The sequence below is a fragment of the Streptomyces sp. NPDC006544 genome (assembly GCF_040611715.1).
Classification (GTDB): Bacteria; Actinomycetota; Actinomycetes; order Streptomycetales; family Streptomycetaceae; genus Streptomyces.
Window position 1 is genome coordinate 92,549 of the sequence record NZ_JBEXOV010000007.1, and the last position, 19,643, is coordinate 112,191.

The following is a 19,643-nucleotide window of genomic DNA, read 5'->3' on the forward strand; positions in this document are numbered from 1 at the left end:
GGGCGGTCCAACGGGCGGTCCAGACGGGCCGTTCAGACGGGCGATCGCTCGGTCCGGCCGGCCGTGGGGCGTGCCGGGCCCCCCGGGTCCACCGGACCCGCCACGCCGGCCGGGGCCGAAGGGGCCGCCGGGCCGCCGGCCGTCCGGCGTGCGTAGTGGCGGGCCGCCTTCGCGCGGTTCCCGCAGCCCGTGCTCGTGCACCAGCGGCGGGTGCCGTTGCGGCTGACGTCGTGGAAGCGCAGCCCGCAGGACGGATCGGCGCACCTCCGGACGCGGTCGGGGGCGGCGGCGAGGAGCCTGAGGTAGTCGGCGGCCGCGAGATAGCCGAGCAGCCCCGCCGGGTCCGCGATCTCCAGCCGTTCGACGGGTCCGGCCTCGGTGAGCAGCCTGCGCGTGCGGCCGGCTTCGAGGAGCCGGTTGAAGGCGTCGAGGGCGGCCGGACCGGCGGCCGGACGGCCGACCACCCCCGCCAGCACCGAGCGCGCGGCCCGCGCGGCGGCCAGGGTGGCCCGGTCTGCCCGCAGTTCGCCGCGGCCGTAGGACTCGGCGGCCCGGGAGCGGGCCAGCCAGAGCGCGAGCCCGGTGACGGAACACAGCAGGTCGTGGCTGCCGTGGCGGTCGTGCCAACGGGTGTTGAGCAGATCGAGGCTGAACGGCTCGCCGGTCAGCGGTCGCGGGTCGGTCGCGCTCACCGCCGCGGCCCCGCCAGCAGGGCGCGAGAGACGGCCGCGGCCTGGGGCCCCGCGTGAGCCCCGCCCGGGGACCCGGCCTGGGGCCCGGCCTGGGACCTGACCTGGGACCCGGCCTGGGACCCGGCTTGGGACCTGCCCGGGGACCCGGCCTGGGACCCGGCCCCTGCCCCGGACTCAGTCCCAGCCCGAATCCCGGCACCCGCACCGGCACCCGCACCCGCACCCGCCCCGTCGCGGAACGCGCAGTACGGGGCCGAGCCCTCCGCCCGGTAGAGCTCCGCTCCCTGCGCGCCGGCCACGATGCCCGGCAGCGCCAGCCGCCACAGGTGGGTCAGATGCCCGCGCAGCGGTCCGCAGGAGCGGTCCGTACCTCGCTCCTCGGTGCGCAGCCATACGTCCATTCCGATCAGGGAGAACACGAACTGGGACGCGATCTCGAGGGGTTCGGCGGTGCCGTGCAGCGCGGCGGCCAGCTCCGCCCGCACGGGCTCGGTCCAGGAGCCGGTGCCGTCGGGGTAGTGGGGGAACTCCCGGGTGAGCCGGGCGCCCGCGCGCGCGACGGGGTCGTGGCCGAGGCGCCCGGCCACGGCGTGCGTCATGTCGACGGCGGTCTGCACCGGCCGCAGACCGGCCCGCGGTACGCCGTCCAGCGCCGCGGCGGTCGTCCGCCGTGCCTCGCTCCGCACGGCTCTGACCAGGTCGTCCTTGGCCGGGAAGTGGTACATCAGGGCGCCCTTGGTGACTCCCGCGGCGGCGCAGATGACGGCGAGCGAGGCCCCCTCGTAGCCGTACAGGTCGATGGCCTGGGCGGCGCCCTTGATCAGAGCCCGGCGCGTCCGCTCGGCTCTCTCCTGCTGCGCCATGGGCGCTCCTCGTGCATAGGGGGTGGTGACGACGTACGGGTGGTGCGGCCACCGAGCCGCACCACCCGTACGGTCAGGCCGCGTTGCCGGCGGGAACGGCGGCCTGACGGTCCTCGAAGCTCTTGCGGAGCTGGGCGCGGCGGAGCTTGCCGATGCCGGTCTTGGGGATCTCGGAGCGGTCCACGGGCAGCAGGTGGGTGACCTCGACACCGAGGCGCTCGCGGACCCGGCCGCGGATCTGCTCGCCCTGGACCTCGCTGAGGACGCCGGTGCGCGGGCTGAAGAAGACCGCCAGCTCCTCGGGGCCGCCCGGCACGGCGGTGACCAGGGACGCGACGGTGTACGAGGGCTCGATGAAGTCGAGTTCCTCGACGGCGGCCTCGATCTCGTGGCCGTGGTAGGCGACGTCGCCGAGCTGGATGACGTCGTCGGTGCGGCCGGTGACGGTGAGGATGCCGTTCTCCACGTACGCCAGGTCGCCGGTCTTGAACCAGCCGTCCTCGGTGAAGGACTGCCGGTTCTGCACGGGGTTGTCGTAGTACCCCGCGGTGATGGTCGAGCCGATGACCTGGAGGCGGCCGGTGGTGCCCCAGGGCACCAGCTCGCCGTGCTCGTCGACCACGCGGATGCGGGTGCCGGGCTGGGGGCGGCCGACGGGTACGTAGCGGTCGTCGCCCGCGGCGGCCTCGGTGAACTGGCAGTCGGCCACGCCGGCGGTGGTCTCGGACATGCCCCAGCCGGGGAACATGGCGGTGGCGGGCAGCCCGTAGGGGGCCAGCAGGTCCAGGAAGCGGCGTACGACGCCGGAGCGGACGGCCTCGCCCCCGTTCATGATGTAGCGCAGCGGGCTGAGGTCCCAGCCGCGGCCCTCGAAGCGGTTCGCCTGGTCGTTGACGAGCACGAAGGCGAAGTTGGGCGCCCAGGTGGTGTCGGCCCGGTGGGCGGAGACGGCGTCGAGCCAGCGCAGCGGGTCCTCGAGCACCCACTGGATCTTGGCGTGGACCTGGGCGCAGCCGAGGAAGACGTCCCGCGCGTGGAACATGATGAGGCCGCCGATGTGGTCCAGCGGCATCCAGTTGAAGGTGCGGGTGTCCGCGTCGAGCTCGTTCACGCGGGCGGTGGCCGCGCTGCGCGTGAGGACGTTGCGGTGGGTGAGGGTGACGGCCTTGGGGACGCCGGTGCTGCCGGAGGTGAGCAGCAGGACGACCGGGTCGGTGGGGGCGGGCTCGTGCCAGTCGAGGTCCGGCTCCCGGCCGGCGCGCAGGGCCGCCACGTCGCCCAGGTACGCGGCGTCCCAGGCGGGATGGGCGAGGACGGCGGCGGTGATCTCCTGGCCGGTGCCGGTCAGGACGCGGGGGCGGCCGTAGCCGTTCCAGACGCGCTCCAGCAGGCCGGGGCCGTTGACCGGGTCGGCGCTGACGGGCAGCGGGAGGTAGCCGCCGAGGACGCAGGCCCAGAAGGCGGCGACGAGGTCGGTGTCGTCGGCCGCCTGCAGGATGATCTTCTCGCCGGCGGCGGCGCCGGCGGCGCGCAGCCCGGCCAGGATGCCCGAGGCGTCGGCGAGCAGGCCGGCGTAGCTCTGGTGGACCTCGGTGCCGTCGGGGCGGATGTAGGTCACCCCGTGGCCGCCGCTCTGGGCACCGGCGGCGCGGACGAGCGCGGCGCCGAGGTGCGTGACGCCGGTTTCGGGGGCGGGCCCGCCGTCGAGCAGCGATATGCCGGTGCCGGTCATGCCTGGTTCTCCTCTTGCTGAGCGGTGTCGGTGTCGGTCGCGGTGTCGGTGGCCGTCGCGGTGGCCACGATGACGAGGGGGCCGCGGCCGTGGAAGGGGGCGGGCTCCTTGCGGAAACCGCCGTACTCGGCCGTGACGGTCAGCCCCGCGGCGGCCAGCAGTTCGCGTACCTCGGGCCCGGTCAGGACGGCCTGGTCGAAGAAGTTGTCGTACATGGAGACCGTGCCGTCCGCGGCGCGGACCAGCAGGGTCTCCTCGTTGCGCCAGTTCGCCGCGTGCGCGTTGACGGCCTGGCGGGCGAGGCGGGTGATGAGCACCCCGTCGGGGCCTCGGTGGTGGGCGACGGTGTGGGGCTGGAAGGAGTCGACGAAGTTCAGCATGTGGCCGAACTCCAGGACGACCTGTCCGCCCGGGTTGAGCAGTTCGCGCACGGAACGCAGGACGGCCGGGAGCTCGGCGCGCTTGAGGTAGTTGAGCGTCATGAAGAGGCTGTAGACGAGGTCGTAGCGCTCCTCGGTGCGGTAGTCCTCGGCGCGGGTCTCCACGTAGGAGATCCCCTCGTCCCCGGCGGCGCGGGCGTACTCGAGGAACGCGGCGCTCTGGTCCACGCCGGTGCCGCGGTGGCCGCGCTCGCGCAGGGCGCGGAGGTTGGAGCCGGTGCCGCAGCCCAGGTCGAGTACGGTGCCCGCGTCGGGGAGCAGGGACGCGAGGAACTCCGTCTCGGCGTCGAGGTTGCGGAAGTCCTTCCGCATGATCTCGTAGTACTCACCGGGGAATTCGAAGCTCGTGCCGGTCAAATCCGTCATCCTCCTCGGATGTCTGTGCTCGTCGGATGTCTGTGCTCGTCGGTCGCGGGGGCCGCCGTTCGCGGGCGTCCTTCGGTCCCCGGGCGCCCTCCCCCGCGCCGGTCGCGGGCACCCCTTCGGTACCCGTGGCCGCGCGTCCCCCGTCAGGTGCTGACGGGCTCGCGCATGGTGCGGTAGCCGCGGGGGGTGAAGCCGTACCGGTCGCGGAAGAGCCGGCTGAAGTGGGAGGCCTGGTAGAGGCCGGAGCGTTCGCCGATCACGCCGACGGGGAGGTGTTCGAGCCGCGGGTCGCGCAGCTCGGACCGGCAGCGGGCGAGCCGCTCGTCCCGGATCCAGCGGGCGGGGCTGGTCCCGTGGTCCTGGAAGATCCGCTGGAGGTAGCGCAGCGAGATGTTGTGGTGCTCGGCGACCGCCTGCGGGGTGAGGCCGGGGTCGGAGAGCCGTTCGCGGATGTACGACTGGATGTTCAGCATCAGGCCGTGGCGGGCCACCTCGTCCTCGGCGGCGACGTGGCGCAGGCGGTCCGCGAGGACGGCCGCGGTCAGGCCCGCCACGGTGGCTCCGACCCGGTCCATCGCGGAGTGGATCTCGGTGCCGTGGTCGTGGAGTCCGGCGAGCAGCTGGGAGAGCAGGGCGCCGGCGCCCAGGCGCCCGCACCAGCCGGTCGCGGTGAGCTTCTCCGTGTCTCCGACCGCCATGCCGAGGTGGCGGTGCGGGAGGAGGACCTCCACCAGGTGGAAGGAGCGGGGGAAGACGAGGCGGTAGGGGCGGCTGCTGTCGCAGCAGATGATCTGGGGTCCGCTCGCCTGGCCACGGCGGCCGTCCTGGTGGACGTGGATCTCGCCGGCCAGGGCCCGGAAGACCCGCAGGGACTCGCCCGGGTCGGGGCGGATGTGGCGGCCGGGGCGGATGGCCTCATGGGCCTCCCCGGTGACGAGGGTGATGGTGACGTCGCCGAAGGCGCGGCGCACGGCGGATCCGTGGACGGACTCGTCGTGTCCGCGGATGATCCGCGCCGTGCCGGGGGCGGGCACGGCTGCGGCGACCGGAGGGCTGCGGTCCGGCACGGATGCTCTCGGCCCGCCGAGGGGCAGCATGTCCATCGTTCTCCTCGCTCCGGGAAGCGTCGTGCCATCGTGACAGGCAAGCCCATAAAAACATACCTTCGTGCACGTACTCACATGACATCAGATGTTCCAATACCCCCGCCCCACACCCGCTCCCACCTCCGGGTTTCATGCGTAAACAGGCGAGAAGCGGGCGCGATTAGGCAAGCAAGGCCACCGGTCAGCCAGTACAGTTACGGCCCAGGACTGGCCGGACAACGCGGCTTCACGTGCGGTCATGGATGTGTTTTCGACAGAGGGGTATCACGTGACGATCAAGGTCGGCATCAACGGATTCGGCCGCATAGGCCGGAGCTTCTTCCGCGCCGCCCTTCAGCGGGGCACCGGCTTGGAGGTGGTCGCCGTCAACGACCTCACCGACGCCGCGACGCTGGCCCATCTGCTCAAGTACGACAGCACCCTGGGCCGCCTCGGCCACGACGTCCGGGCGGTCGAGGGCAACCTCGTCATCGACGGGCGCACCATCCGCGTGACCGCCGAGCGCGACCCCGCGAAGCTTCCCTGGGGCGAGCTGGAGGTGGACGTGGTCATCGAGTCCACCGGCGTCTTCACCGACGCGCACAAGGCCCGCGCCCACCTGGAGGCCGGCGCCCGCAAGGTGATCATCAGTGCGCCCTCGAAGAACGAGGACCTGACGATCGCCTTCGGCATCAACGACGACCTCTACGACCCGGCCGTGCACGACATCGTCTCCAACGCCTCGTGCACGACCAACTGCCTCGCCCCGCTGGCGAAGGTCCTCGACGACGCGCTCGGCATCGAGCACGGCCTGATGACCACGGTCCACGCCTACACCGCGGACCAGAACCTGCAGGACGGTCCGCACGGCGACCTGCGCCGCGCCCGCTCGGCGGCGACGAACACCGTGCCGACCACCACCGGCGCCGCCAAGGCGATCGGTCTGGTCCTGCCGCAGCTCAAGGGCAAGCTCGACGGCTACGCGCTGCGCGTTCCGATCCCGACGGGCTCCGCCACCGACCTCACCGTCCGCGTCGGGCGCGAGACCACCGTCGAGGAGGTCAACGAGATCTTCGCGAAGGCCGCCGAGGGCGCCCTGTCGGGCATCCTCACCTACACCGACGAGCCGATCGTCTCCAGCGACATCGTCACCGACCCGGCGTCGTGCATCTTCGACTCGGGCCTGACCAAGGTCATCGGCGACGGCCGCCAGGTCAAGATCGTCGGCTGGTACGACAACGAGTGGGGCTTCTCCAACCGTGTCGTGGACACCGCCCTGCTGATCGGTGCCCGTGCCTGAACCGGTGCGCGCCCGTTCCTGACCGGAGGTTCCCGTGATCAAGACCCCCCATCACGAGGGTGAACAGGCCGTCCAGAAGAAGGCCGGCGAAGGCGGTCCCGGCTGGGGATCGCCGATGTTCGACGACGTGATCCAGCCCGGCTTCGACCAGTACCTGATGCGCCAGCGGATGCTCTTCCTGGGCGGCGCCGACGCGACGGGTTCCATGTGGTCCTCGCTGGTCACGGGCGACGCCGGCTTCGCCCTGCCCACGGGGCGGCACACGATCACCCTGTCGTCCCTTCCCGTGCCCGGCGACCCGCTGGCCGAGGCCTTCGCGGAGACGGCCGACATCGGCCTGCTCGCCCTCGAACCGCACACGACGAGCCGGATCAGGATCAACGGCGTGGCGCGGCGCGACGGGGAGTTGCTGCACATCCGCACCGAACAGGTACTGGGCAACTGCCCCAAGTACCTGCAGGTGCGGATCCCGGTCGCGGACGGGCCCGCCGGGGTGCCCCGCGAGACCCGGGACGGCGACGAGCTCACGCCGGAACAGGAGAAGTGGATCCGGGGCGCGGACACCTTCTTCATCGCCAGCCAGGCGAACGGCTACGGCGCGGACTCCTCGCACCGTGGCGGAGACCCCGGCTTCGTCACGGTGGCGGGACCGCGCAGGCTCGTATGGCCGGACTACTTCGGCAACTCCTTCTACATGACCCTGGGAAACCTGCAGCTCAACGAGAACTGCGGGCTGCTCTTCCTCGACTGGGAGTCCGGCCACACCCTCCAGCTGACGGGGAAGGCCCGCATCAACTGGGACGAGGGGGACCGGGCGGCCGTGCCCGGAGCCCTGCGGATGTGCGAGTTCGACATCGAGCGGGTGGTGCAGATCGACGGGGCGACCCGGCTGCGCTGGGCGTTCGGCGGCCCCTCGCCCTACAACCCGCCGGCGGCGGCGCGGGGCTGACCCCCGGCCCCCGCCCCGCGCCTCCCACTCCCACCCGACCCCCGCGCCGCTCCACCCCGCTCGCCCACCGTCCGGTCGTGCCGACTCCCCCGCCGGCCCGGCCGGACGGTGCTTTGCCGGGCGGGGGGCCGCCACCTCTCTGTCCCGCCCTCCGCCCTCCGCCCTCCGCCCTCCGCCCTCCGCCTAAGGAACCAGGAACCCGCCATGTCCGAGCCGACGACCCTCCCCGCCGCTCTCCCGGTCCCCCTCCTGCGCGCGGACGTCTCCACCCTCCCGACCTACGTGCCGGGGCGCGCCGCCCCGGACGAGTCCGTCGACAAGCTGTCCTCGAACGAGATCCCTTACCCTCCGCTCCCCTCGGTGACCGGCGCGGTCGAGAGCTGGCTGGGCCGGCTCAACCGCTACCCCGACCCCGCCGCCGCCGAGCTGACCGCCGAACTCTCGGAGCGCCTCGGCGTGCCCGCCGACCACCTCGTCCTGGGCACCGGCTCGGTCGGCATCACCCAGCACCTGGTCGCCGCGGCCGCCGGGCCCGGCGACGAAGTCGTCTTCGCCTGGCGCTCGTTCGAGGCGTACCCGCTGCTTGCCTGGGCCGCCGGGGCCACCTCCGTACAGGTGCCGCTGCGCGACGAGGCGCACGACCTGGACGCGCTGGCCGACGCGGTCACCGACCGCACCCGCGTCATCTTCGTCTGCAACCCGAACAACCCGACCGGCACCGCCGTGCGCCGCGCCGAGCTGGAACGTTTCCTGGACCGGGTGCCGCGCGAGGTGCTGGTCGTCATCGACGAGGCGTACCGCGAATTCGTCCAGGACCAGGAAATCCCCGACGGCGTCGAGCTGCACCGGGACCGCCCCAACGTCGCGGTGCTGCGCACCTTCTCCAAGGCCTACGGCCTGGCCGCGCTCCGCGTCGGCTACGCGGTGGCCCACCCCCGCGTGACGGCCGCGCTGCGCGCGTGCTCCGTACCGCTCGGCGTGAGCGGCCCCGCCCAGGCCGCCGCCCTGGCCTCGCTGCGGGCCACGGAGGAGCTGCGCGAACGGGTCGCCGAGCTGGTGGCCGAGCGCGACCGCGTCAGCGCCGGCCTGCGCGCCGAGGGCTACGAGGTCCCCGAGAGCCACGCCAACTTCGTCTGGCTCCGCCTGGGCTCCCGTACGTCCTACTTCGCCGACGCCTGCGAAGCGGCCGGCCTGATGGTCCGCCCCTTCGGCGACGAGGGCGTCCGCATCACGATAGGCACCCCGGACGCCAACGACCGCCTCCTGAAGACGGCGGCCCACTGGAACCACTGACCGAACACGCCGGGCCCGGGGCCGCCGGTCGCTGCGGCCGGAGGGCCAGCGGACGTCCGCAGGGTTTGCCAGATGCTCATGAGCACATAGCCAAACGACCCGTGCTCCGGTCAGGCATCGTTCGCTCATTGCTCATCGACCACTCCTTCCGGACCGTGGCCCCGCGCCGCGTCAGGCGACCGCGAGCTTCGCGCGCCCGCCCGGTCCCGGGGCGGGTGGCGTCTGGTGGTACGTCGGCAGCTTCAGGTTGGGCAGGTCCCCCGCCTGGATGCGGACGTAGGCCGTGCGGAACGCCGCCTCCATGCTCTCGGGCGTCTCGTACTTCGCCGCGAGCGGATGCAGCCGGTACGAGTTCCCCTGGCGCTCCTCGCTGCGTGGTCTGAGCACGAGGTTCAGGTCGCACAGCGGCGCCATGAGCCCGCTGACCGCCTGCGGCGTGACCCCGTATTCGGCCGCCATGTCCTTCTGGCGGACCGGCAGCGCGCCCCCGAAGTCGCTGCGGGAGACGAGGTACTGGAGGAACTTGACCGCTGCCCCCGATAGAGGCAGGGCCCAGATGCGCTCCGCGACGATCGGAGACATGACGTTAGCCATGGGTCGGCCTTCCTCTGAAACAGGTGCCCGTGCGGGGGTGCGGCAGCGAGATCATCCGGTATCCCGCCTTCCGCGAACAGTCTCTTCGACGTCGAAGCCCAGGTCGAGTTCTTCCTGCCGTGCGCCTTGAGGACCCACCCCGTACGGGAACGCCGCGCTGTCGTGGTCGTGCCGGTCCGCGATCTCGGCGAGCACGTGGTGCTGGGCCGTGCTGTTGCCGTGAAACCACAGGCGCGCGTTGATACGGATGCGCCCGTTGCCGGCCTTCTCCACCCAGTTGTAGCCGCACAGTGCCTGCACGGCCCGGTTGACCGTGGACCGTGTGATCATCTTGCCGCCCTTCTGCGCGGCGATCCTGTTCAGGCCGTCCGTGATCTCCTGCTGCGTGTACTCCGTGACACCGGTCCCCGGAAGCTGCCCGCCGGCCACGAACAGGAACACGCAGAGCTGGGACTTGGTGATGCTGTTCGCGACGGCCAGCTGCGCCAGGAGCTGCGTGAACCAGTTGCTGGCCAGGCTGTAGCCCGCGTCTCCGGCCATGTCGTGGACCGACTTCGGATCCGCCGCGTACTCGAAGTGAACGCCTGTGAGTCGGCGGCGGCCGCCGGGATCGGCGACCTGTGCCGCCCGTTCCCCGAGTTGTTGGCCCAGCACGGCCAGGACGTCTCCGTACTCGGCGTCGTCGCCGGCGACCGTCGGAGCGGGAACAGGCCGCGGCCCACACTGTCGTTGACGGGCGGGCGGATCGGATGTCACTGGGCCTCCTCGTGGTTCAGGCGGTCCGAGACCATCCAAAAAAACAAGCAGTGCTTGTCTTTTGGCAATCAGGGGCACGGGAAGCCGCCTCCGTCCAGAGCCCGTTCGAGCGGAGCACCGAAACTCCACGGAGCGTGAAGTTTTTTCGCCCCCGAGCACCGAAAATCCACTCCCCCTTGACTTTTGCGCGTCGCAATGACGACACATTCGCGGGTAGGGCGTTCGACTCACCAGTCACCTCGCCAGTCCGCCCCAACTCCCTGACCTGCAGCGATCGGCGCACGATGACCGCCGCCAAAATCTCCACAGGAGCTTGAGTTTTCTGTGAAATGTGCTCGCCAGGAACACATTTCGAGGACTCAAATGTGTCCTGGGGGACACACACCCTCGACCGAACCAGCAGGTCACAGCCCTAAGACGGCCGCGCCCTCTTACTAAAGAGCAACCTGCGGCCCCATACCCTCACCCGGCACTTCCGTTCAACGAAGCACCCGCCCGGGCAGCCCCCCAACACACCGCCAACGGGCAGCTGCCGTACGACGAAGTCCCTCCCGTAACCTCAGCCGACACACGCCCACCCCCTCCGGCCCGCTTCTTCGGCGCCGCCCTCGCCCCCCTCCTCGGCCCGGTCCTTCCTGGGGGTACGCGCTCCAGTACGTCCCTCGTGCCCAGTGAGGGCGCCCCGCGCCCGAGGGGTGCACCGGCGACCGTCAGGGAGCCGGGGCAGGGCACGAGGGGGGCGGGTCCAGGGCGCCCGAGCGCCTGGCGAGGGGGTCTGGGGGGCGAGCAGCCCACCATGCCAAGGCCGGTCCAGCGCGGCCAGGCGCTGGCGGGGTCCAGGGACTGGCCCCTGGGACTTACGGCCCGCGGCCGAGGACGCACGAGAACCCGGAACGAATGACCCGCATCCGCTGGGAGACTCCAGCCCCTAAGAATTTACCTTCAGCACACTTCTTGTACTCATTCAAATTTCTGCGCACGCTTCAAACATGACTTCACAGGAACTGCTGGAAGACGTCGTCGCCATCTGCTGGCCGATGCCGCACTTCGCCGAGGACGAACAGACTCCTCCGGCCTCACCCAGCGCCGCGTTGGATGACGCGTCCCGGTCCCGCACGGCCTTCGCCCGGAGGATGGAAGCCGCGGCGGCGGACCGCGGCCCGGACCACGATCCGCTCCTCGCCGCGCTCGAGGAACTCGTCGTGGCCAAGAGGGCCGCCGATGAGCAGATTCGGCTGCTCCTGGCCTACGGCCGGGCGTACGTCACCCCGCGGCCGCACACGCTGGAAACCCTCGGTCAGGCTGCCGGCCTCACCCCCTCGGGCGTCAGCCGCGCCTTCGGCGCCAAGGAGATCCACGCCGTCGGGGATCTCACCGGCCGGCGGCCCGCCGCAGCCGAGATCGGCGATCACGACCCGGGCCTCTTCCCCGGTGCGGAGAGCCGGGGGCGGTGCACCTGGGGAGGCAGCAAGAAGAACCCCTGCACCGACGATCCCAAGTACGTCGTGAGCGACAAGTCCGGCACCAAGTGGGCTTGCTGCGACACCCACCTGCCCGGCTACCTGCGCTCCCGTCCCCGCGCCTGAGCCGAACGGGCACTCCACGTAGGCCGCGCGGGCCGGCCGGGGCTGAGCGACCCCGCGGGGGCCGGTGGTGGCCCCATGCCCTGACTGGCCCCTGAGGGTGGCGCGTACCGTCTGCGCTATCCGGGGCGGGCGGGACACGGGATAATCGGGTCCATGGTCATGTCCACCCCTACCGGCTCCGCACCTTCCGCCGCCGAGGTGCTTCACGCCCGGTACGCGAGCCGGCTGCCGGGGTCTCTCGAGAAGCTCGCGGGGCCCGCACACGGCGTTGTCCACCTCCCGTTGCACGTTGCCTGGTCCGGGCTGCGCGCCTACGACCTGGACCGGCCGCGTCTGCGCATGGGGATGTACCGGACCGTGCTGGCAGAGGGGCAGCACGACGACTTGGTGAACCTCCTCAATCGTGACCTGCTCCTCGCCGAGTGGCCGGTCCTGGGCAAGCTGGTACCCCGCCATCTCCGGCACGTTTGGGAGGACGCGTTCCCCGAGCTCACAGCCGAGGGCTCTGCCGCCGCGTGAAACCTCAGCAAACTGACGGCCTGTCGGCCCGCCTAGGCGTCCCCGGTCGGCCCCGGGCACGGCGAAGTCCTGGCCCAGCGCCCATCCTCCTTCGACCTCAGCCACAGAAGGTGCGCCCCGACGACACCCGCCATGCGGGATCCGGCCGCAACGGGTTCGCTCAGCCACCCACCAGCCCCAGCCACTGTGCTGAATTTTTCGCCTCCCCCGCCCACGTCAACTGCTGGTGAGTGTGCCGTGCGGTGGACCCACCTGGGCGCTGGCGCGTAGCGACAGGGCGAGCAGCGGCCGCCAGCAGAGGGCATAGCCTCGGCCGGCTGCTGGGCCGGGATCCAGCGGACCTCAACCCGCGGGACGGCCCAGTTCGTTCACCGTCCTGGTGGAGTACCGAGAGCGCGCAACCCCCGCAAGGCTTTGACCTGCGATAACAGCCGATGCGAGGGAACCCTGGGATGCCTATATCGGCACCCTAGGATGCCGATACATGGCGCTCCTGGTCATGTCGTCGGCGGTAATCGAAAGAACCGCAAGGTTCGCTCGATTACCACCAGCGTCATGTCGCCAGTGGTAATATTCGAATGTTCGGATCACATATGGGTCAGGGGTCGGAAGTTGCCGAGGAACGTGCGCCCTACCACCCGGCGGAAGCTGGTCAACACGCAGACCGGAGAAATACACGAGCTGCACGAGCAAGAAGACCCCCTCCGTCGCTCGTACAACCTCGGCGGCCGCTTCGGCCAGTTCTCCTTCGATCGCATCATGGTGATGCTGGGCAGGGAATCCGGCATCACAGGCGACGACCTGCGGGTGTTCTTCTACTGCGCGATCCTGACCTACGAGAAGGGTGGCGCGAGCGCGAAGGAGGCTGCCGAGCACCTTGGGCTGACCCCTCAGGCCACGCGGAGGATCGCCAAGAAGCTCGCCGAGAACCGGATCTTCCTGGTAGCCGAGACCGTGGGCCGCACGATCAAGTACCGGGCCAGTCCGCACATCGTGTCCAGCCTCACGGGCGAAGAGCAGTCCCAGGAAGCCGCCGCCTACCACCTGCCGACCCTGCCGGGAAAGAAGCCCGCCGCATCAAAGGACCGAGACCATGTCACACCAAAGTCGGTACCCCGAGCTCGAAGGACTGCGGCTGCGGATAAGCGAACTGCCGCACCTGAAGCAGAACATGCTCATGACGTACGCGATCTTCGGTGGGCTGGAACACTCCGTGGACAGGACGGCAGTCGAGCTGGCTGAGATCGTCGGCGTTCCCGCCTCGCACTTTTCCCGGACCCGCCGTGAACTGGAAGCCGACGGTTGGCTGGAGTTCACGCACAAGGAAGGACAGGTCAAGTTCTTTCGCCTGGGCGAGAAGTCGACCGGCCGACAGGTCGTCGTGCCGCTCCGCCGAGCCGGGGGGTGAGGCGCTCAGCCACCGGCGGGGGGCGGAGGACGCCCTGTCATTCTCTCCGGCATCTCCGACCGGTCAACGAATAGGCGGTCAGCCGAACAGCCGCCCCAGCTCCTCGTGGAACCCCGGGAACGTCTTCGCCACGCACGCCGGGTCGTCCAGCGTGATGCCCGGCGCCCGCAGGCCCAGCACCGAGAAGGACATCGCGATGCGGTGGTCCCGGTGGCAGGCGATCGTCGCCGGACCCGTCGGGCCCGGGTGGACGGTGATGCGGTCCGGGCCCTCCTCCACGCGGATGCCCAGCGCCCGCAGGTTCCCCGCGACGGCGGCGATCCGGTCGGACTCCTTCAGGCGGGCGTGGGCGATGCCCGTGATGGTGACGGGGGCGTCGGCGAGCGGGGCGATCGCGGCCATCGTCATGAAGGTGTCCGAGATGTCGCCCATGTCGACGGTGAACCCGCCGCGCAGCGGAGCGTCGGCCCCGCCCGTGCCCGTGACCTCGGTCCACTCCCCGGTCCTGCGCACCCGCGCCCCGGCGAGCCGCAGGACGTCCACGAACGCGGTGTCCCCCTGCAGGCTGGCGGTGCCGAGGCCGCGGACCCGGACGGTGCGGCCCGTGACGGCCGCCGCCGCGAAGAAGTACGAGGCGGTCGAGGCGTCCGGTTCGATCGTGAGGTCGGTGGCCGCGTACCCGCCCGGGTGGACCGTGATCGCGCCGCCGTCCTCCTCGACGCGCGCGCCGAACTGCCGCATCAGGGCGAGGGTCATGTCGACGTAGGGGCGGCTGACCAGGCGCGGCACGTCCACGGTGAGCGGTCCGCCCATCAGCGGCGCGGCCATCAGCAGCCCGGAGAGGTACTGGCTGCTGAGCCCGGAGTCCAGCTCGACGCGGCCGCCGGCCAGCCCGTCCGCGGTGAGGGTGAAGGGCAGGCCCGTGCCCCTCACCCGTGCCCCGAGGCCGGCGAGGGCGTCCAGCAGCGGCCGCAGCGGGCGGGCCCGCAGCTGCTCGGAGCCGTCGAAGACGGTCTCGCCGTGGCCGACGGCCACGAAGGGCGGCAGGAAGCGCGCGGCGGTACCGGCGTCCGCGCACCACACCCGGCCGCGGCCGGCCGGCCCGACGCCGCTGCCGGTGACCTGCCACACCTCACCGGAGCCGTCCCCGTAGCCGGAGCCGTCGCCGTACCCGTAGCCGCCGTCGCCGACGTCGCGCACCCCCGTGCCCAGGTCGGTCAGCGCGGCCCGGAAGGCCAAGGTGTCGTCGCTGACCAGCGGCGCGACGAGACGGCTGCGTCCCGGGGAGGCGGCGGCGAGCAGCAGCGCGCGGTTGGTGATGCTCTTGGAGCCGGGGATGCGGGCGTCGAGCACGGTCGCGGTACTCATCGCCCCGCGCCGCTCTTGCGCTGCGCGCGCTCGAAGCTGGCGCGGGCGGCCGCGGCGACCTTGGGCGCCGTCAGACCGTGCAGCTCGTAGAGGGACTGGTACGGGGCGGAGGCGCCGAAGGAGTCGATGCCCAGCGAGGTGCCGGCCGCGCCGACCAGGGCGTACCAGCCGAGGCTGGAGCCCGCTTCCACGGACACGCGGGCGGCCACCTCGGACGGCAGCACCGCCTCGCGGTACGCCTCCTCCTGCGCGTGGAACCACTCCAGGCACGGCATGGACACGACGCGGGTGGCGAGCCCCTCGGCCTGCAGGATGCGCCGGGCGTCGAGCGCGATGGGCACCTCGCTGCCGGTGGCGATGAGGATGGCCTGCGGAAGTCCGCCGTCGGCCTCGGCCAGGACGTAGCCGCCGCGGGCGGCGCCCTCGGCGGGGAAGAGTCCGCTGGCCTCGGTGCGTTCCAGGACGGGCAGGTTCTGCCGGGACAGGCACAGGCCGGCCGGGCGGTCGCCGTTCTCCAGGATGGTGCGCCAGGCGACGACGGTCTCGTTCGCGTCGGCGGGCCGGACCACGTCCAGGCCGGGGATGGCGCGCAGCGACCAGAGGTGTTCGACCGGCTGGTGGGTGGGACCGTCCTCGCCGAGACCGATGGAGTCGTGGGTCCACACGTAGGTGACCGGCAGCTTCATCATGGCCGCGAGGCGGACGGCGGGGCGCATGTAGTCGGAGAACACCAGGAAGGTGCCGCCGTACGGGCGGGTTCCGCCGTGCAGGGCGATGCCGTTGAGGACGGCGCCCATGGCGTGCTCGCGGATGCCGAAGTGCAGGGTCCGGCCGTACCGGTGGCCGGAGTAGGCCTCGGTGGCCAGCTCCTCGGGGATGAAGGACGGTTCGCCCTTCATGGTGGTGAGGTTGGACTCGGCGAGGTCGGCGGATCCGCCCCACAGTTCGGGCAGGACGGCGGCGAGCGCGTTGAGCACCTCTCCGGACGCCTTGCGCGTGGCCATCTGCCCGGTGGCGGGGAACACCGGCAGGTGCTCCTGCCAGCCCTCGGGCAGCGTTCCCGCGCCGAGGCGGTCGAAGAGTTCCGCGCGCCCGGGGTTGACGGCGCGCCAGTCGGCGAGGGTCTTGTCCCACTGGCGGTGCGCCTCGCGGCCGCGGTCGGCCACCCGGCGGGCGTGGGCCAGGACGTCGGCGGGGACCTGGAAGGAGAGCGAGGGGTCCAGGCCCATCGCGGCCTTGGCCCCGGCGGCCTCCTCGGCGCCGAGGGCGGCACCGTGGATGCCGCCGGTGTTCCGCTTGCGGGGCGCGGGCCAGCCGATGATCGTGCGCAGCGAGACGAGGGAGGGCCGGTCGGTGGTGTCGCGGGCGGTGGTGAGCGCTCGGTGCAGGGCGTCGATGTCCTCGTGGTACCCCCGGTCCCCGCCGCCGGCGGTCCAGTCGACCTCCTGGACGTGCCAGCCGTACGCCCGGTAGCGGGCGAGGGTGTCCTCCGAGTGCGCGATCTGCCGGTCGTCCTCGATGGAGATGCGGTTCTCGTCGTAGAGGACCACGAGGTTGCCCAGGCGCTGGTGGCCGGCGAGCGAGCTGGCCTCGTGCGCGACTCCCTCCTCCAGGTCGCCCTCGGAGGCGATGGCCCAGATGGTGTGGTCGAAGGGGGAGGTGCCGGGGGCGGCGTCCGGGTCGAACAGGCCGCGCTCGCGGCGGGCGGCCATGGCCATGCCCACGGCGTTGGCGAATCCCTGGCCGAGGGGGCCGGTGGTCGTCTCCACGCCCGGGGTGTGCCCGTACTCGGGGTGGGCGGGGGTCAGACTGCCCTCGGTGCGCAGGCCCTTGAGGTCGTCGAGGGTGAGCCCGTAGCCGGACAGGTAGAGCTGGGTGTACAGGGTCAGGCTGGCGTGGCCGCACGAGAGTACGAAGCGGTCGCGGCCGGCCCAGGCCGGGTCCTCGGGATCGTGCCGCAGGAGCTGCTGGAACAACAGGTACGCGGCGGGCGCGAGGCTCATGGCGGTACCGGGGTGGCCGTGGCCGGCCGCCTCGACGGCGTCCACGGTCAGGGCGCGGGCGACCTCGACGGCCCGGCGGTCGGCGTCCTCCCAGAGCAGGGCGGGTGCCTGCGGGGCGGGGGCGACGGTCATGACGGGCCTCTCTGTTCGGCGTATGCGAGCGCGGATGCGGGCGCGTATGCGGGGGCGTGGGCAGGGGCGTGGGCATGCACGGACGGGCGTGGGGGCGCGGAAGGCTGCGCGGGCGCGGAAGCGAGGACCGCGGCCGGTGCGAAGGCGCTCGCGGGTGCTTCGAAGGCGAAGGCGAAGGCGGCGGCGAAGGCCGCGCAGGAACCCGGCGCGGGCCGGCTCACCGGGCCATCCGCTGGTAGGCGGCCTCGAGGAGGTCCTCGTCGGGACCGGTGAGCAGGCCGGGCCGGGCCACGGCGTCGAGGACGACCAGGCGCAGCCGGTTGCCCCGGGTCTTCTTGTCGATGCTCATCGCCGCGCGCAGCGGGGCCCAGGCGCCGGTGTGCGCCGTGGGCAGCCCGGTGGCGGCGAGGAGGGTGCGGTGGCGCTCGGCGTCGTCGGCGGACAGCCGGCCGGCGAGGTGGGCGAGTTCGGCGGCGAACACCATGCCGGCGGCCACCGCGTGGCCGTGGCGGACGCGGTAGCCGCTGACGCGCTCGATGGCGTGGCCGAGGGTGTGCCCGTAGTTGAGGTGCTCGCGGCGGCCGTCCTCCCGGAAGTCCTCGGTGACGACCTCCGCCTTGACGCGGACGGCCCGCTCCACGAGCTCCCGGGTGTGCACGGCGCCGGCCGGGTCCTCCTCGACCAGGCGCAGGATCTCCGGGTCGGCGATGAAGCCCGCCTTGATGACCTCGGCGAGGCCGCTGACGTAGTCGGCGGGGGGCAGGGTGTCCAGCAGGTCCAGGTCGCACAGGACCCCGGCGGGCGGGTGGAAGGCACCGACGAGGTTCTTGCCCTGGGGCAGGTTGACGGCGGTCTTGCCGCCGATGGCGGCGTCGACCATGCCGAGGAGGGTGGTCGGCACGAGCACGAGCCGTACTCCGCGCAGCCAGCCGGCGGCGGCGAATCCGGCGAGGTCGGTGGTGGCACCGCCGCCGACGGCCACGAGGGCGTCGGAGCGGGTGAACCCTGCGTCGGCGAGCGCGCGCCACAGGTTGACCACGACGGTCATGTCCTTGGCGGCTTCTCCCTCGGGCACCTCGAGGGAGACGACGATGCGTCCCTCGTCGGTGAGCTCCCGGGCGATCCGGCGGGCCGTGGGCCGCAGGGTGCGGGAGTGGACGACGGCCACCCGCAGCGGTTCGGCGCCGAGCACGCGGCCGGTCTCGCCGGTCAGGGCCCGGCCCACGACGGCCTCGTACGGGCGCTCGCCGCCGACCTGGATCCGGGTGCTGCCCGTCGGGGCCGGGACGGTCCCGGTCGGGGTCCGGGCGGCGCCCGTCGGCGTCGGGGCGGTCCCCGTCAGGGTCGGGGTGGTCACCGGACGGCCAGGTGGTCGAGGTAGCCGCGGTGGTTGCGGGCGGTCTCGGCGACCGAGTCCCCGCCGAACTTCTCCAGCGCGGCGTGGGCGAGGACCAGCGCGGTCATGGCCTCGGCGACGACGGCGGCCGCGGGCACCGCGCAGACGTCCGAGCGCTGGTGGTGCGCGACGGCCGGCTCGCCGGTCGCGACGTCCACGGTGGCCAGCGCGCGCGGCACGGTGGCGATGGGCTTCATGGCGGCGCGCACCCGCAGCGGTTCGCCGGTGGTCATGCCGCCCTCGACTCCGCCGGAGCGGGCGGTGCGGCGGCGGATCCCGTCCGGGCCCTGCTCGATCTCGTCGTGGGCGAGGGAGCCGGGGACGCGGGCGAGGCCGAAGCCGTCGCCGAACTCCACGCCCTTGATGGCCTGGATGCCCATCAGGGCTGCGGCCAGCCGGGAGTCGATGCGGCGGTCACCGTGGACGTAGCTGCCGAGGCCCGGCGGCAGTCCGTAGGCGAGGACCTCGACGATCCCGCCGAGGGTGTCGCCGTCCCGGTGGGCCCGGTCCACCTCGGCGACCATGGCGGCGGAGGCCCGCGGGTCGAGGCACCGTACCGGGTCGGCGTCGACGCGCTCGGTGTCCTCGGGGCCGGGCACCACGCCCTCGGGGGCGGCGGCCGCGCCGAGGGAGACCACGTGGCTGACGACGGTGACCCCGTACGCCTGCCGCAGGAAGGCGCGGGCCACCTCGCCGAGGGCGACGCGGGCGGCGGTCTCGCGGGCGCTGGCCCGCTCCAGGACCGGCCGGGCGTCGTCGAAGCCGTACTTCTGCATGCCCGCGAGGTCGGCGTGGCCGGGACGGGGCCGGGAGAGCGGGGCGTTGCGCGCCTGCGCGGCGAGCAGTTCCTCGTCGACTCCGTCCGCGGCCATCACCGTCTGCCACTTGGGCCATTCGGTGTTGCCCACCTGGACCGCGATCGGGCCGCCCTGGGTGAGGCCGTGACGGACGCCGCCGAGGAAGGTCACCTCGTCCCGCTCGAAGGCCATCCGGGCGCCCCGGCCGTGGCCGAGACGGCGGCGGGCCAGGGAGTCGGCGACCGCCTTGGTGGAGATCTCCACTCCGGCGGGCAGGCCTTCCAGGACGGCGGTGAGGGCGGGGCCGTGCGATTCGCCCGCGGTGAGCCATCGCAAAGTACTCAAGGGTGATCCTCTGTCGGGC

Annotated in this window: 18 protein-coding genes; 7 read left to right on the top strand and 11 right to left on the bottom strand. The window is 72.5% G+C overall.

The features are described from left to right. Window positions 1–32: 32 nt before the first annotated feature. The 5 genes from ABZY44_RS05660 to ABZY44_RS05680 form a co-directional block, all read right to left on the bottom strand. A complete protein-coding gene (locus ABZY44_RS05660; RefSeq protein ID WP_356650313.1) occupies window positions 33–692 on the bottom strand; it encodes a CGNR zinc finger domain-containing protein in 660 nt (219 codons plus the stop codon). Next, entirely contained in the window at window positions 689–1,555 is an 867-nt protein-coding gene (locus ABZY44_RS05665) for a TetR/AcrR family transcriptional regulator (RefSeq protein WP_356650314.1), read from the bottom strand. The genes ABZY44_RS05660 and ABZY44_RS05665 overlap by 4 nt, the downstream gene beginning before the upstream one ends. 73 nt (window positions 1,556–1,628) lie before the next feature. Then, window positions 1,629–3,287, bottom strand: coding sequence for an AMP-binding protein (locus tag ABZY44_RS05670; RefSeq protein ID WP_356650315.1), 1,659 nt, complete (start codon window positions 3,285–3,287; stop codon window positions 1,629–1,631). Further along, window positions 3,284–4,093 (bottom strand): class I SAM-dependent methyltransferase, encoded by an 810-nt coding sequence (locus tag ABZY44_RS05675; protein WP_356650316.1) that lies wholly within the window; start codon window positions 4,091–4,093, stop codon window positions 3,284–3,286. The genes ABZY44_RS05670 and ABZY44_RS05675 overlap by 4 nt, the downstream gene beginning before the upstream one ends. 143 nt (window positions 4,094–4,236) lie before the next feature. Further along, a complete protein-coding gene (locus ABZY44_RS05680; RefSeq protein ID WP_356650317.1) occupies window positions 4,237–5,196 on the bottom strand; it encodes a helix-turn-helix domain-containing protein in 960 nt (319 codons plus the stop codon). Window positions 5,197–5,467: 271 nt separating this feature from the next. Here ABZY44_RS05680 and gap point away from each other — a divergent pair, with 271 nt between their 5' ends. From gap to hisC, 3 genes are all read left to right on the top strand, one after another. After that, window positions 5,468–6,478, top strand: coding sequence for a type I glyceraldehyde-3-phosphate dehydrogenase (gap, locus tag ABZY44_RS05685; RefSeq protein WP_356650318.1), 1,011 nt, complete (start codon window positions 5,468–5,470; stop codon window positions 6,476–6,478). Between the two features lie 34 nt (window positions 6,479–6,512). Continuing rightward, on the top strand, window positions 6,513–7,427 hold the full coding sequence (locus ABZY44_RS05690) for a pyridoxamine 5'-phosphate oxidase family protein (RefSeq protein WP_356650319.1): 915 nt from the start codon (window positions 6,513–6,515) through the stop codon (window positions 7,425–7,427). 204 nt (window positions 7,428–7,631) lie between these two features. Further along, window positions 7,632–8,720 (top strand): histidinol-phosphate transaminase, encoded by a 1,089-nt coding sequence (hisC, locus tag ABZY44_RS05695; protein WP_356650320.1) that lies wholly within the window; start codon window positions 7,632–7,634, stop codon window positions 8,718–8,720. 171 nt (window positions 8,721–8,891) lie between these two features. Here the strand turns inward: hisC and ABZY44_RS05700 are convergent, their stop codons facing one another. Both ABZY44_RS05700 and ABZY44_RS05705 read right to left on the bottom strand, forming a co-directional pair. After that, a complete protein-coding gene (locus ABZY44_RS05700) occupies window positions 8,892–9,314 on the bottom strand; it encodes a hypothetical protein (RefSeq protein WP_356650321.1) in 423 nt (140 codons plus the stop codon). Between the two features lie 51 nt (window positions 9,315–9,365). Continuing rightward, the gene (locus ABZY44_RS05705) at window positions 9,366–10,070 is read right to left on the bottom strand and encodes a hypothetical protein (RefSeq protein WP_356650322.1); all 705 of its coding nucleotides are present in this window, start codon (window positions 10,068–10,070) and stop codon (window positions 9,366–9,368) included. A 989-nt stretch (window positions 10,071–11,059) separates the two neighbouring features. On the opposite strand from ABZY44_RS05705, the gene ABZY44_RS05710 reads away from it, so the two are divergent. The 4 genes from ABZY44_RS05710 to ABZY44_RS05725 all read left to right on the top strand — a co-directional run bounded on the left by ABZY44_RS05710 (window position 11,060) and on the right by ABZY44_RS05725 (window position 13,583). Beyond that, window positions 11,060–11,656, top strand: coding sequence for a hypothetical protein (locus tag ABZY44_RS05710; protein WP_356650323.1), 597 nt, complete (start codon window positions 11,060–11,062; stop codon window positions 11,654–11,656). A gap of 153 nt (window positions 11,657–11,809) precedes the next feature. Beyond that, window positions 11,810–12,175 carry a hypothetical protein gene (locus tag ABZY44_RS05715; RefSeq protein ID WP_356650324.1) on the top strand — a complete coding sequence of 122 codons (366 nt, stop codon included), beginning with the start codon at window positions 11,810–11,812 and terminating at the stop codon, window positions 12,173–12,175. A gap of 624 nt (window positions 12,176–12,799) precedes the next feature. Beyond that, window positions 12,800–13,417 carry a winged helix-turn-helix domain-containing protein gene (locus tag ABZY44_RS05720; protein WP_356650325.1) on the top strand — a complete coding sequence of 206 codons (618 nt, stop codon included), beginning with the start codon at window positions 12,800–12,802 and terminating at the stop codon, window positions 13,415–13,417. Next, a complete protein-coding gene (locus ABZY44_RS05725) occupies window positions 13,389–13,583 on the top strand; it encodes a hypothetical protein (protein WP_356650326.1) in 195 nt (64 codons plus the stop codon). Before ABZY44_RS05720 ends, ABZY44_RS05725 begins: the two co-directional genes overlap by 29 nt. A gap of 78 nt (window positions 13,584–13,661) precedes the next feature. Here ABZY44_RS05725 and aroA read toward each other — a convergent pair whose 3' ends face one another. The 4 genes from aroA to aroC all read right to left on the bottom strand — a co-directional run bounded on the left by aroA (window position 13,662) and on the right by aroC (window position 19,624). Further along, window positions 13,662–14,951: a 3-phosphoshikimate 1-carboxyvinyltransferase gene (gene aroA, locus ABZY44_RS05730; RefSeq protein ID WP_356650327.1), complete on the bottom strand. Its 1,290-nt coding sequence runs from the start codon at window positions 14,949–14,951 to the stop codon at window positions 13,662–13,664. Beyond that, window positions 14,948–17,086 (bottom strand): transketolase, encoded by a 2,139-nt coding sequence (tkt, locus tag ABZY44_RS05735; protein ID WP_356650328.1) that lies wholly within the window; start codon window positions 17,084–17,086, stop codon window positions 14,948–14,950. Before tkt ends, aroA begins: the two co-directional genes overlap by 4 nt. Window positions 17,087–17,303: 217 nt before the next feature. Next, the gene (gene aroB / locus ABZY44_RS05740; RefSeq protein WP_356650371.1) at window positions 17,304–18,347 is read right to left on the bottom strand and encodes a 3-dehydroquinate synthase; all 1,044 of its coding nucleotides are present in this window, start codon (window positions 18,345–18,347) and stop codon (window positions 17,304–17,306) included. Between the two features lie 92 nt (window positions 18,348–18,439). After that, window positions 18,440–19,624 carry a chorismate synthase gene (gene aroC / locus ABZY44_RS05745; protein ID WP_356650329.1) on the bottom strand — a complete coding sequence of 395 codons (1,185 nt, stop codon included), beginning with the start codon at window positions 19,622–19,624 and terminating at the stop codon, window positions 18,440–18,442. Between the last annotated feature and the right edge of the window lie 19 nt (window positions 19,625–19,643).